At 61.2% G+C, this 13,163-nt stretch carries 11 protein-coding genes and 2 tRNA genes; 12 read left to right on the top strand and 1 reads right to left on the bottom strand.

Translation table 11 applies throughout. The features are described from left to right. Positions 1-5 precede the first annotated feature (5 nt). The 4 genes from OKC42_RS12605 (at position 6) to OKC42_RS12590 (ending at position 3,204) form a co-directional block, all read left to right on the top strand. Positions 6-407: a CidA/LrgA family protein gene (locus OKC42_RS12605; protein WP_040069042.1), complete on the top strand. Its 402-nt coding sequence runs from the start codon at positions 6-8 to the stop codon at positions 405-407. Further along, on the top strand, positions 400-1,089 hold the full coding sequence (locus OKC42_RS12600) for an LrgB family protein (RefSeq protein WP_041210813.1): 690 nt from the start codon (positions 400-402) through the stop codon (positions 1,087-1,089). The genes OKC42_RS12605 and OKC42_RS12600 overlap by 8 nt, the downstream gene beginning before the upstream one ends. Positions 1,090-1,163: 74 nt before the next feature. After that, a complete protein-coding gene (locus OKC42_RS12595; protein ID WP_201954122.1) occupies positions 1,164-2,063 on the top strand; it encodes a hypothetical protein in 900 nt (299 codons plus the stop codon). A 277-nt stretch (positions 2,064-2,340) separates the two neighbouring features. Then, on the top strand, positions 2,341-3,204 hold the full coding sequence (locus tag OKC42_RS12590; RefSeq protein WP_201954124.1) for a patatin-like phospholipase family protein: 864 nt from the start codon (positions 2,341-2,343) through the stop codon (positions 3,202-3,204). Positions 3,205-3,280: 76 nt separating this feature from the next. On the opposite strand, the gene mutS is transcribed toward OKC42_RS12590, so the two are convergent. Beyond that, positions 3,281-5,872: a DNA mismatch repair protein MutS gene (gene mutS, locus OKC42_RS12585; protein WP_407705820.1), complete on the bottom strand. Its 2,592-nt coding sequence runs from the start codon at positions 5,870-5,872 to the stop codon at positions 3,281-3,283. 250 nt (positions 5,873-6,122) lie between these two features. On the opposite strand from mutS, the gene pncC reads away from it, so the two are divergent. From pncC to OKC42_RS12545, 8 genes are all read left to right on the top strand, one after another. Then, a complete protein-coding gene (pncC, locus tag OKC42_RS12580; RefSeq protein WP_201954125.1) occupies positions 6,123-6,614 on the top strand; it encodes a nicotinamide-nucleotide amidase in 492 nt (163 codons plus the stop codon). 80 nt (positions 6,615-6,694) lie between these two features. Then, positions 6,695-7,759, top strand: a complete 1,065-nt coding sequence (gene recA / locus OKC42_RS12575) for a recombinase RecA (protein WP_005348744.1) — start codon at positions 6,695-6,697, stop codon at positions 7,757-7,759. A 41-nt stretch (positions 7,760-7,800) separates the two neighbouring features. Then, positions 7,801-8,310 carry a regulatory protein RecX gene (locus OKC42_RS12570; protein ID WP_139742581.1) on the top strand — a complete coding sequence of 170 codons (510 nt, stop codon included), beginning with the start codon at positions 7,801-7,803 and terminating at the stop codon, positions 8,308-8,310. 295 nt (positions 8,311-8,605) lie between these two features. Next, complete coding sequence (gene alaS / locus OKC42_RS12565; RefSeq protein ID WP_005336056.1) at positions 8,606-11,230, top strand: alanine--tRNA ligase; 2,625 nt, start codon at positions 8,606-8,608, stop codon at positions 11,228-11,230. 16 nt (positions 11,231-11,246) lie between these two features. Next, positions 11,247-12,485: an aspartate kinase gene (locus OKC42_RS12560; RefSeq protein WP_005336054.1), complete on the top strand. Its 1,239-nt coding sequence runs from the start codon at positions 11,247-11,249 to the stop codon at positions 12,483-12,485. A 103-nt stretch (positions 12,486-12,588) separates the two neighbouring features. Further along, positions 12,589-12,777, top strand: coding sequence for a carbon storage regulator CsrA (csrA, locus tag OKC42_RS12555; protein ID WP_005336053.1), 189 nt, complete (start codon positions 12,589-12,591; stop codon positions 12,775-12,777). Positions 12,778-12,990: 213 nt separating this feature from the next. Further along, positions 12,991-13,083, top strand: a tRNA-Ser gene (locus OKC42_RS12550). 3 nt (positions 13,084-13,086) lie between these two features. After that, positions 13,087-13,163: transfer RNA gene (locus OKC42_RS12545), tRNA-Arg, on the top strand.

Below are 13,163 nucleotides of genomic sequence, written 5' to 3'. Positions count from 1 at the left end.
TGATCATGAAAGCCCTCTGCTTGCGCTGGTTACAGACTCCCTTCCAGATTGTGTTGCTGGCAGCCATCTGGCTGCTGGCCGATACCGCGGTGCGTACCCTCCATCTGCCGCTGCCCGCCAACCTCACCGGCATGCTGTTGCTGCTGGCCTGCATCCTGCTCGGGGTGGTTAAGGCCGAGTGGTTCAGCGCGGGTGCTCGCTGGCTGCTGGCCGAGATGCTGCTCTTCTTCGTGCCCGCTGTGGTGGCGGTGGTCAACTATCAGGATCTGCTGTTGCAGGAGGGGTGGCGCATCATGGTGGTGCTGCTGGTGAGCACCACGCTGGTACTCGGCACCACGGCGCTGGTGGTGGACCGGGTCTACCGCCTCGAACTGAAACTGGCCCGCCGGAGTCGCCGTCATGTCTGATACCCTGCTCGGGCTGATCTGCTTCGCCCTCACCCTGCTCTTCTACTACGCCAGCAAATGGCTCTATGGCAAAAAGCGCATTCTGCCGCTGATGCCGCTGCTGCTGGCGCCGACCCTGCTGGTGGCGGTGGTGCTGCTGTTCCACATCCCCTATCAGGATTACATGGCGGAATCCCACTGGCTGCTCTGGCTGCTGGGCCCCGCCACCGTCGCCTTCGCGGTGCCGGTCTACGAGAACCGCCAGCTCATCCGCCGCCACTGGTTGTCGCTGTCGGTGGGGGTGGTTGCCTCGGTCATCATGGCGGTGGGCAGTACCGTGCTGCTGGCCCGCTGGCTGGATCTCTCCGACATGCTGCAGCGCAGTCTGGCGATGCGCTCTATCACCACCCCTTTTGCGGTGGAGGCGACCCGCGCCATCGGCGGTCAGAGCGATCTTACTGCGCTGTTTGTGGTGCTGACCGGCGTCATCGGCATGGCGGTGGGGGAGAGCGTACTGACCGTGCTGGCCATTCGCAGCCGTCTCGGCAAGGGGGCGGGGTTTGGTGCCTCGGCCCACGGTGCCGGTACCGCCAAGGCCTATCAGATGGGCAACGAAGAAGGGGTGGTCTCCAGCATGGTGATGATGATCGCCGGTATGGTGACCGTGCTGCTGGCACCCCTGCTGGGCCGGATGTTCTGGTAGGCCAGGCTTCCCTTTAGAAGGCGGCTCGTCCCGGCGCTACACTCTAGTGAGCCTGTATTTCCGGGATGAGCAGTATGACCTTTCATCGCCTCGCTTCCTGCTTGCTGCTGTGCAGTCTTTCTCTCCTTGCCACTCCCCTAAGGGCGAGCGACGTCATCACTCATATCAGCCCCGAGAGCGATCGGGACTTGCGTACCCTCTATTTTCGCGATCTGTTGCAGCTGGCGCTGGAGAAGACCCGCGACAGCTTCGGTGACTACGAGCTGCGGACCGCACCGCCGATGAACCGTATCCGGATGCGACAGGTTGTGCAGACTCAGCAATACCCCAATCTGTTTGTGGCCGACAGTCTGCGCCCGGCCGCAGAGAGCGGAGCGCTGGATTACGTTCGTTTTCCGGTGGAGCTGGGTATCCTCGGTTATCGCATCTGCTTTGTCAGCCCGCAGCAGGCCGACGCGGTGGCAAGGGTCAATACCCTGACCGAGCTGCAGCAATTTCTGCACGGGCAGGGGCGTGGCTGGCAGGATGCGGAGATCCTGCGTCATGGGGGATTCAAGGTGCAGGAGATCGACGGTTACGAGCGGCTGTTCAAGCTGGTGGCTCGCGGTCGCATCGATCTCTTCTGCCGCGGGGCCAACGAGCTCTTTATCGAGCAGGAGCAGCACAGTGATCTGCCCGGCCTCACCGTGGATCGGCGAGTGGCGCTGCACTATCCCTTCCTCCACCTCTTCTACACCCACAAGGATAATCAGGCCGCCATCCGCCGCCTCTCGGTCGGGCTCAAGCTGGCGTGGCGGGATGGCTCGCTGCAACAGCTCTGGCTGCGCCACTTCAAACCTTCCCTCGAGCAGGCGCAGCTCCCCAGACGCCTGTTGTTCGAGTTGACCAATCCGCGCCTTGATAAGGTGGACTTTGACTATCGGGCCTACCACTACAACCCCGTCGACGGGACGTTCGGGCCCGGGCTGCCTTGATCCTGATGGTGCTGTTCCCGGATAAAGGGCAGTATCTGCCGATGTGCTCATGCATGCCAAAAAGGCATGTTTTTTATTATTTAAATTCATTTTTTGAAGGTTGGCGCGCTGCATATACTGGGGGTCGCTTCACGGTTCAGGTTTGCTCCTGCCCGCTTCTGGCTTGCGCGAGTGAGCCTGAATCGTCCTGCTGCGGCGTCTTGATGTTCTGCATGAAGGCGTCCATCACTGGGCCGGGATCGATCCCGGCAGGTATTACAGCTGACGGAGCCTTGTTATGTTTAATCCCCACTCTTGCGCCCTGATTGTCGAAGGGGGCGCGATGCGCGGCATCTTTGCCAGCGGCGTGCTCGATGCGTTTGTCGAAAGTCACTACTACCCGTTCGATTTCGTCATGGGCGTCTCGGCCGGTGCCACCAATCTGGTCTCTTATCTGAGCGAGCAGCCGCGCCGCAGTCACCACATCATCACCGAGCTGGCTTGCAGCTCCCGGTTTCTCGATCCCCTGCGTTTCGTCAAAGGGGGCGATCTGGTGGACATCGGCTGGCTGTGGCAGGCCAGTCGCCATCGCTTCCCGCTCGATCTCGACACTTTCTGCGCCCGCGACATTCCCTTCTACGCGGTGGCGACCGATGTGGCGAGCGGCAAGGCCATCTATCTGCCGGTGCGGCCCGACAACATGGATGAGGTGCTGACCGCCACCTGCGCCCTGCCGGTGGTGCAGCACGATACCCCCTGCGTCGATGGTCGCCCGATGGCCGATGGTGGGATCAGCGACTCCATCCCGGTGATCGAGGCCTATCGGCGCGGGGCGCGGCGGATGACAGTGGTGCTGTCGGAACCCTGGGGATATCGCAAGAAGCCGGCCCGTTTCTGCTGGATGGTCAAAGCCTTGCTGAAAACCCAGCCGGCGCTGGCGCAAGCCATGCTGGAGCGGGATCGCGCCTACAACCGGGCGCTCGATTTCATCGCCAATCCCCCTGCCGATTGCGACATCGAGGTGATCGCGCCACCAGCCGATTTCATGGTCTCCCGTTTTACCCAGGATCCGGTCAAGCTGGAGTCCGGTTATCTGCAGGGCTACTGGCAGGGGCGCCAGAGCCTGCTGCGGGCCCGTGGAGAGGCGCGAGCGGTGGCCTGACTGGTTTGCCGGGTGCTGAATATAAAAAGGGGAACCTCGCGGTTCCCCTTTTGCATGCTTGTGCGGCAGTCGCTGGTTACAGCATCTGCTTGAGGCGATAGAGCAGGTCCAGCGCCTGCCGCGGGGTGAGCTCGTCCGGGCGCACCGCTTCCAGCTCTTCCACCACCGGATGAGACTGCGGGGCGAGGGCCACCGGGGCCGGGCGGCTTTCACCGGCGGCGACCGGAGTGGCGCTCTCCAGCTCGTGCAGTTTGTGACGGGCCTGCTGGATCACAGATTTCGGCACCCCGGCCAACGCCGCTACTTGCAGGCCGTAGGAGCGGCTGGCCGCCCCTTCCTGCACTGCGTGCATAAAAGCGATGGTGTCGCCGTGCTCCACCGCATCGAGGTGGACGTTGGCCAGCCCGCTCATCAGCTCGGGCAAGCGGGTCAGCTCGAAGTAGTGGGTGGCAAACAGGGTGTAGGCGCCAATCTTGCTCGCCAGCTGTTCGGCACAGGCCCACGCCAGCGAGAGGCCGTCGTAGGTGCTGGTGCCGCGGCCAATTTCGTCCATCAGCACCAGACTGCGGGCGGTGGCGTTGTTGAGGATGTTGGCGGTCTCGGTCATCTCCACCATAAAGGTGGAGCGGCCGGAGGCGAGATCGTCCGATGCTCCGATGCGGGTGAAGATGCGGTCGATGGGGCCGATGCGGGCGCTGTCGGCGGGCACGAAGGCGCCGATATGGGCCAGCAGCACGATCAGCGCGGTCTGGCGCATATAGGTGGATTTACCGCCCATGTTGGGACCCGTGATGATCAGCATCCGCCGCTCCCGCTCCAGCCGGATAGGGTTGGCGATAAAGGGATCGGTCATCACCTGCTCCACCACCGGATGGCGGCCCGCCTCGATGATGATCTGATCTTCGTCGATGAGGGTCGGGCAGCGGTAGTCGAGGGTCTCGGCCCGCTCGGCCAGGTTGGCCAGCACGTCCAGCTCCGCCAGTGCGGCGGCGGAATCCTGCAGATCGCCGAGGTGAGGCAGCAGGGCATCGAGCAGCTCTTCGTAGAGCCGTTTCTCCAGCGCCAGCGCCTGGGACTGGGCGGTGAGTACCTTGTCCTCGTACTTCTTCAGCTCATCGATGATGTAGCGTTCGTTGTTCTTGAGGGTTTGACGGCGGATGTAGTGGGCCGGCACCAGATGGCTGTTGGCGCGGCTCACCTCAATGTAGAAGCCGTGCACCTTGTTGTAGCCCACCTTGAGGGTATTGATGCCGGTCAGCAGCTTCTCCCGCTCCTCGATGCGGGCGAGGCTGGCGGTGGCGCCGTTGGCGAGATCCCGCAGCTCGTCCAGCTCCTGATTGAAGCCGTCACGGATGACGCCACCATCGCGGATCAGCACTGGCGGCACCTCCATCACCGCGCGCTCCAGCAGGTCGAGCAGCTCGGGGAAGGTGCTGGCCCGCTCGGCCAGTTGTTGCACCGCTTCGTGCTCGTTGTCCGCCAGCAGGCGCTGCAACTCGGGTAACTGGGCGAAGGACTGCCGCAGCCGGGTGAGGTCGCGCGGGCGGGCCGAGCGCAGGGCGAGACGGGCCAGCACCCGCTCCACATCACCCACCTGACGCAGCAGGTTGCCCAACTCGTCGTAGAGGTTCTGCTCGATGAGCTCCTTGATGGTGCTCTGGCGACCTTTCAGGATCACCCGATCGCGGATCGGCTGGTGGATCCAGCGCTTGAGCAGGCGGCTGCCCATGGGGGTGGCGGTGCGATCCAGCACCTCGGCCAGGGTATTTTCATAGCCACCGGCCAGATTCTGGGTCAGCTCCAGATTGCGGCGGGTGGCGGCATCCATGATGACCGCGTGATCCGGCTGCTCGAGGCGTACATTGCGGATGTGGGGCAGGGCGGTGCGCTGGGTATCTTTCACATACTGCATCAAGCAGCCGGCGGCGCACAGGGCGGTCTCGCTCTTGTCGACGCCAAAGCCCACCAGATCCTGGGTGCCGAACTGCTGGCAGAGCAGCTTGCGGGCGGTGCCCAGCTCAAACTCCCACTCCGGGCGGCGACGCAGGCCGCGGCGACCCTCGATATGGTGCAGGAATTCGAACGATTCGGGATAGAGCAGCTCCGCCGGATTGGTGCGTTGCAGCTCTGCCAGCAGGGTCTCTTCCTTCTCGAACTGATTGATGAAGAAGCGGCCAGAGCCGATGTCCATGGTGCCGTAGCCGAAGCGGCGGCCATCGTGATAGACGGCGGCGATCAGGTTGTCTTGGCGCTCGCTGAGCAGCGCCTCGTCGGAGACGGTGCCCGGGGTGATGATGCGAATGACCTTGCGCTCCACCGGCCCCTTGCTGGTGGCGGGATCCCCCACCTGTTCGCAGATGGCGGCGGATTCGCCGAGCTGCACCAGCTTGGCCAGATACCCTTCGATAGCGTGATAAGGCACCCCCGCCATCGGGATGGGGCTGCCCGCCGACTGGCCGCGTTTGGTCAGGGAGATATCGAGCAGTTGGGAGGCCTTGCGGGCATCGTCATAGAACAGCTCGTAGAAGTCGCCCATCCGGTAGAACAGCAGGATCTCCGGGTTCTCGGCCTTGAGGCCAAGGTACTGCTGCATCATGGGCGTGTGGGCGCTCAGATTTGCGCCGGGAGCGGAGCTTGTGGCGCCGCTGGCTTGGTGTTGTGCGGTCATGTTCTGTTCCAGAAGGGGCCTCTGTGGGCCAGTGTCTGCGGTGATGAGCCTTGAGCTTGATGGTGCCATTCTACACATAAGCGCCGCGGCGGGGGAGCGGGTGTTCCGGGCGCGGTTGTTCTGCACTATTGAAGGCATGACACAGGTGCGGCACCTCACATTGCGGCAGGCAAGGGCGGTCTGCCGTGGTTGCGGGCGGCGCTAGCGGGATCGCATAATGTGCCTCTTGAGCGGATCAGAAGGAGTCGTGATGAAACTGGATGCAGAGATAGAGCACCTTGCCATCGAGTTGGGACGGGCCCTTGGCCAGCGGGGCTGGCTGGCGGCGACCGCCGAATCCTGTACCGGCGGTGGGGTGGCCTGCGCCATCACCGACATAGCGGGCAGCTCCGGCTGGTTCGATCGCGGATTTGTCACCTACACCAACGAGGCCAAGCAGCAGATGTTGGGGGTGAGCAGCGAGAGCCTTGAACAGCACGGTGCAGTGAGCGAAGCGGTGGTGCTGGAGATGGCCCGCGGCGCGCTGGCGCACTCGTCTGCCTCCATCAGCGTTGCCATCAGTGGCATCGCCGGCCCCGGTGGCGCCACCGAGGGCAAGCCGGTCGGCACCGTCTGGTTCGCCTGGGCCGACCGCAACGGCCGTCACCACTCCCTGCTCGCCCGCTTCGACGGGGATCGCCGACAGGTGCGCCAGCAGGCGGTGAGACAGGCCTTGTCGGGTCTGTTGGCCCTGCTCAGATAAATTGGGCTTGATACTGTATGAATAGACAGTATACTTAGCCCAACTTCACTTCTTACTCACGATTTCCAGCGGAGATTGGCATGGATCAGAACAAACAGAAGGCACTGGCGGCTGCGCTGGGTCAGATTGAAAAGCAGTTCGGCAAAGGTTCCATCATGCGTCTGGGCGACAGCAAGACCATGGATATCGAAGCCATCTCTACCGGTTCCCTCTCGCTGGACGTGGCGCTGGGCATTGGTGGTCTGCCGTGTGGCCGTATCGTCGAAATCTACGGCCCGGAATCTTCCGGTAAAACCACCCTCACCCTGCAGGTGATCGCGGAAGCCCAGAAGAAGGGCAAAACCTGTGCCTTCGTCGATGCGGAACACGCCCTCGACCCTATCTATGCTGCCAAGCTGGGCGTCAACGTCGACGACCTGCTCATCTCTCAGCCGGATACCGGTGAACAGGCGCTGGAGATCTGCGACATGCTGGTTCGCTCCAACGCCGTTGACGTCATCATCGTCGACTCCGTGGCGGCCCTGACGCCGAAAGCGGAAATCGAAGGGGAGATGGGTGACTCCCACGTTGGTCTGCAGGCCCGTCTGATGTCCCAGGCGCTGCGCAAGCTGACTGCCAACATCAAGAACGCCAACTGCCTGTGCATCTTCATCAACCAGATCCGGATGAAGATCGGCGTCATGTTCGGTAGCCCGGAGACCACCACAGGTGGTAACGCGCTCAAGTTCTACGCCTCCGTGCGTCTGGATATCCGTCGTATCGGCGCTATCAAGGAAGGTGACGAAGTGGTCGGTAACGAGACCCGCGTCAAAGTGGTCAAGAACAAGGTGGCCCCGCCCTTCAAGCAGGCTGAATTCCAGATCTTCTACGGTGCCGGTATCTCCAAAGAGGGCGAGCTGGTGGATCTCGGCGTCAAGCACAAGCTGATCGACAAGGCCGGCGCCTGGTACAGCTACAACGGCGAGAAGATCGGTCAGGGTAAGGCCAACGTGATGAAGCTGTTCGCCGAGAACAAGGTGATGGCTGGCGAAGTGGAAGCCCGCCTGCGCGAGCTGCTGCTCTCCGGTGCCGTGCCAGTCGATGACAAGGCTGCTCCGGTTGAGGCAGACGAGTTCGATGCCGAAAGCGAACAAGAGTTCGAGTAAGGAACAAAGGAAGGCCGGGTAGATACCCGGCCTTGTTATTTATGGTTGATGAATCCGTTACCGAACCGGTCGAGCCTGCCGAACCGACCTTTGCAGAGCAGCTTACCGCCGCCCGCGCCTTTGCCATGCGCAGTCTGGCCCGCCGCGAGAGTGCCGAGTCCGAGCTGGCTAACCGGCTGCGCCAGCAGGGCTTCAATGAAGAGGTGATCGAGGCGGTGGTCGACTACTGCCGCGGTTACAACTGGGTCAATGACGAACGTTACGGCGGTATGGCTGTACGGGCCGGTGCCGCCAAGGGCCATGGCCCCATCAAGATCCGTTTCGATCTGCGCCGCAAGGGGCTCGACGATATGCAGATTGATGCCGCATTCGATCAGCCGGAGCTGGACTGGTTCGAACTGGCGTTTGCCCTGCTCGAACGGCGCGCCCGAGTGGCCGATCTGGCGGATTTCAAGCTGCGGATGAAGTGGCTCAAGTATCTGCTGGGGCGCGGCTTTACCCAGGATCAGGCACGTTACGCCATCTCGGCCCTTCAGGAGCGGGAGGAGTAACGCCACTGCGTGGCAAACATCGTTTCACCTCTCCTTGCGGCAGGTTTTTCCTGCCCGTTCAGTAGCTTGCGCGCACAATCCCGAAAAAGCGGCCTTTTGTTCATCTCATCCCTCTTTATGCGCTGCTTTTTTGCCTCTCGACAGTGAAAAAAGCCACTGTGGGCAGTGGTGCTCTTTTCTGGCCCGTTTATGTGCGCTTTTTCACCCGTGGCGGCCCTGTCCGTTTTACTTTACCCCGCAGAAAACTTACATTAATGCGGTTAAAAGTCCGTATTCGAATCAAGCAGGATTTTCCATGTATATGTCCACGTCAGAGATTCGCGCTGCGTTTCTCGAGTATTTCCGTTCCCAGGGGCACCAGGTTGTCTCCTCCAGCTCGCTGGTACCGCATAACGACCCGACCCTGTTGTTTACCAACGCGGGTATGAACCAGTTCAAGGACGTGTTCCTTGGCGCAGACAAGCGTGCCTACAATCGCGCGACGACTTCCCAGCGTTGCGTGCGTGCCGGCGGTAAGCACAATGATCTGGAAAACGTCGGCTATACCGCTCGTCACCACACCTTCTTTGAAATGCTGGGCAACTTCAGCTTCGGTGACTACTTCAAGCAGGATGCCATCAAGTTTGCATGGGGCTTCCTGACCGAGGTGCTGCAGCTGCCGAAAGATCGCCTGCTGGTGACCGTCTACGCGACTGACGATGAAGCTTTCGACATCTGGGAAAAAGAGGTTGGTGTCCCGGCCGATCGCATCGTGCGCATCGGTGACAACAAGGGCGCGCCGTATGCCTCCGACAACTTCTGGGCGATGGGCGATACCGGCCCGTGCGGTCCCTGCACCGAGATCTTCTATGACCACGGCGATCACATCTGGGGTGGCCGTCCCGGCTCACCGGAAGAGGATGGCGACCGTTTCATCGAGATCTGGAACGTGGTGTTCATGCAGTTCAACCGTCAGGCTGACGGCACCATGGAGCCGCTGCCGCGTCCGTCCGTGGATACCGGCATGGGTCTGGAGCGTATCTCCGCCATCATGCAGGGGGTGCACTCCAACTACGAAATCGACATCTTCCAGGCGCTGATCAAGAAAGCGGCCGAGATTGTCGGTACCACCGATCTGAGCAACCAGTCCCTGCGCGTCATCGCTGACCACATCCGCTCCTGCGCCTTCCTGGTGGCAGATGGCGTGATGCCGTCCAACGAAGGTCGTGGCTATGTGTTGCGTCGCATCATCCGCCGCGCCGTGCGTCACGGTCGCAAGCTGGGCGCGACCGATGTCTTCTTCTACAAACTGGCTGCCGAGCTGGCAGTGCAGATGAAGGATGTCGCTGCCGAGCTGATCGCCCAGCTGCCGCTGGTCGAGCGCGTGCTGCGCATCGAAGAGGAGCAGTTTGTCCGCACCCTGGATCGCGGTCTGCTGCTGCTGGAAGACGCTCTGGCTAACCTGGGTGATGCCAAGGTTATTCCGGGCGAAGTGGTGTTCAAGCTCTATGACACTTACGGCTTCCCGGCCGACCTGACTGCCGACGTGGTGCGCGAGCGCGAGATCGGCATCGACGAAGAGGGCTTCAAGGCCGAGATGGAGAAGCAGCGTGCTCGCGCCAAAGAAGCCTCCAGCTTCGGCGTGAACTACAACGAGATGCTCAAGCTCGACTTCGAGACCCCCTTCACCGGTTACAAGACCTTGACCGAGCGTACCCGCGTGGTCGGTATCTACAAGGGTGTGGAAGAGGTGAGCGGTCTTATCGCCGGTGACGAAGCGGTCATCGTGCTGGAAGAGACCCCCTTCTACGCCGAGTCCGGCGGCCAGATCGGCGATAGCGGTACCCTGAAAGTGGACGACGGCATCTTTGCCGTGACCGACACCCTGAAAGCGGGCAAGGCGATCATCCACAAGGGTTACATGGAGCTGGGCACCCTGGAGAAAGGGGCCGAGGTCGAGGCCGTGGTAGACGCTGACCGTCGTCAGGCCATCGCCCTGAACCACTCCGTGACTCACCTGCTGCACGCAGCCCTGCGTCAGGCACTGGGCGAGCATGTCACCCAGAAAGGTTCTCTGGTTGGGGCCGAGCGCATGCGTTTCGACTTCTCCCACTTCGAGGGGCTGACCATGGCGACCATTCGCCGGGTCGAGGAGCTGGTAAACAACCAGATCCGCGCCAACCATGAAATCACCACCCAGCTGATGGATCTGGAAGCGGCCAAGTCCGCCGGTGCCATGGCGCTGTTTGGTGAAAAATATGAAGACGACGTGCGTGTCGTGCGCATGGGCGACTACTCCACCGAGCTGTGCGGCGGTACTCACGCCAAGCGCACCGGTGATATCGGCTTCTTCAAGATCATCGCCGAGAGCGGCATCGCAGCTGGCGTGCGCCGTATCGAAGCGGTGACCGGCAAAGCTGCCATCGACTTCATGCATCAGGTTGGCGAGCAGATCGAAGAGGCTGCCGCTCTGGTGAAAGGTGACCAGTTCTGCATCGCCGACAAGGTTCGCCAGATGCTGGACAAGGCCAAGATGATGGAGCGCGAGCTGGAGCAGCTCAAGGCCAAGCTGGCCGCTCAGGCCGGTAACGACCTGCTGGGTCAGGTGATCGAGATCAACGGTCAGAAGGTGCTGGTTGCAGCGCTGGAAGGGGCCGATCCGAAATCCCTGCGCGGCATGCTGGACGAGCTGAAGAACCAGATGAAGTCCGGTGTTGTACTGCTGGCCACCTGTGCCGACGGCAAGGTTAACCTGATCGCCGGTGTCACCAACGACCTGACCGGCAAGGTCAAGGCCGGTGAGCTGGTCAATCTGGTTGCCCAGCAGGTGGGTGGCAAGGGCGGTGGCCGTCCGGACATGGCACAGGCGGGTGGTACCCAGCCTGAGGCGGTGCCGGCAGCGCTGCAATCCGTTCATTCCTGGCTGGAAGAGCGCCTGTAATCGGGCGAGGTGATCTGTGGCACTCTATGTACAGAAGTACGGCGGCACCTCGGTCGGCACACTGGAGCGGATCGAGGCGGTAGCTGAGCGGGTCGAGCAGACCCGCGCCCAGGGACACGACGTGGTGGTGGTAGTCTCCGCCATGTCGGGCGAAACCAACCGGTTGCTGGGCATGGCCCAGCAACTGGATCCTGATGCCAACCGGCGGGAGATGGATGTACTGGTCTCCACCGGTGAGCAGGTCACCATAGCGCTGCTGGCGATCGCGTTGAACAAACGCGGTTGTCCTGCGGTCTCAATGACCGGTGATCAGGTTCGGATTCACACCGATTCCGCCTATGGCAAGGCGCGCATCACCCACATCGACACCGAGCTGGTTCATGCCGAACTGGCTGCGGGCAAGGTGGTGGTGATCGCCGGTTTCCAGGGCCGTGACGAGCATAACGCCATCACGACGCTGGGCCGCGGCGGTTCGGATACCACGGCGGTTGCCGTGGCGGCGGCCATCAAGGCCGATGAGTGCCAGATCTTTACCGATGTGGATGGGGTATACACCACGGATCCGCGCATCGAGCCCAAGGCGCGTCGTCTCGACACCATCACCTTCGAGGAGATGCTGGAGATGGCCAGTCTCGGCGCCAAAGTGTTGCAGATCCGCTCGGTGGAGTTTGCGGGCAAGTACCGCGTCCCGCTGCGGGTGCTGTCGAGCTTTATCGATGGAGAGGGAACCTTAATCACATATGGAGGTGATAGGATGGAAGCTCCCCTGGTATCCGGGATCGCTTTTAACCGCAACGAGGCCAGCCTGACCATTCTGGGCGTGCCGGACAGACCAACCGTTGCCGCGCAGATCCTGAATCCGATCAGCGACGCCAACATTGATGTCGACATGATTGTGCAGAACACCCTGGGAGATGGCACCGCCGACTTCACCTTCACGGTGAATCGTGATGACTATCGCCGCGCCCGGGCACTGCTGGAGGAGACCGCCACCGAACTTGGCGCCTCCTGCGTGCAGGGAAATGGCGAAATTGCCAAGGTTTCCATTGTCGGTGTCGGCATGTGGAACCATCCCGGTGTTGCGCGCACCATGTTCAAGGTATTGGGCGAGGAGGGGATCAACATGCAGTTGATCTCGACCTCTGAAATCAAAATCTCTGTGGTGATTGACGAGAAGTATCTGGAGCTGGCGGTGCGAGCCCTGCACGCGGCTTTCGGGTTGGATCAGGCACCGCAAGAGCAGCCCTTGGGCTAACAATCTCTGATTGATTTAGTTTCAACCATTTACCATATCGGTATCTTTGTTAGATAATGTCGCATATCGATATAAAAACAAAACAGGATACAGGAGCAAGCGAATGCTTATTTTGACTCGTCGTGTTGGGGAAACCCTGATGATTGGTGATGAAGTGACTGTCACCGTACTGGGCGTTAAAGGCAACCAGGTCCGTATCGGTGTTAACGCGCCGAAAGAGGTCTCCGTACACCGCGAAGAGATCTACCAGCGCATCCAGGCCGAGAAAGTTCCGGGCCAACCGGGCTTCTAAGCCACTTTCATGGCTGTGACAAGGCGACACCTCATGTGTCGCCTTTTGTTTTTCCGGCCCCCTGAAATCGCCCTGCAGGGCGCGAAACTGCGGGATAAGTGCCGATATTGTTTGAATATTCCACGCTTTGACCAAATGCTGAGCGAACGCACTTTTTTCTCCAAAAAAGTGTTTGACTAAAAATCCCTGTGAAGTATTATCAGCCCCGCAAACGGAGAGGTGGCCGAGAGGCTGAAGGCGCTCCCCTGCTAAGGGAGTATGCGGCTTATACCCGCATCGGGGGTTCGAATCCCCCCTTCTCCGCCATTTGCGCCCGTAGCTCAGCTGGATAGAGTACCTGGCTACGAACCAGGTGGTCAGAGGTTCGAATCCTCTCGGGCGCACCA

Origin of the sequence: Aeromonas sp. Y311-2, assembly GCF_027706025.1 — a bacterium.
Lineage (GTDB): Bacteria > Pseudomonadota > Gammaproteobacteria > Enterobacterales > Aeromonadaceae > Aeromonas > Aeromonas veronii.
Note: the sequence above shows the minus strand (reverse complement) of the source record. Positions and strands in the feature narration are given on the sequence as shown.